We start from the raw sequence: 206 nt of genomic DNA on the forward strand, positions 1-206 counted from the left end.
TGTTGTTCGGAAGAATCGTCTGTTCCTTCGACCAGTCGCCCCAGGTGCCGTTCGCTCCCGTCGGAACCATCGGAGTCTTGAGGCTTCCCATCTTCGGATTCTGACCACTCCACCAGATCTCGACGTTCTTGGTGTACGGGTAGGTCATCTGAAGGATGCCGACGAAGTCGCTCGCACCCCACCAGGCGCCACCCGGCGTCGTGTCT

General features: G+C 59.7%; 1 protein-coding gene. It reads right to left on the reverse strand.

Features of this window, described 5'->3' with window-relative positions; all coding sequences use genetic code 11:
* Window positions 1-206: hypothetical protein (locus tag RRF55_RS29535; protein ID WP_439419532.1), on the reverse strand; the 206-nt coding region annotated here is incomplete at both ends.

The sequence above is a fragment of the Klebsiella sp. K47 genome, from assembly GCF_051858335.1.
Taxonomy (GTDB): Bacteria; Pseudomonadota; Gammaproteobacteria; order Enterobacterales; family Enterobacteriaceae; genus Klebsiella; species Klebsiella pneumoniae.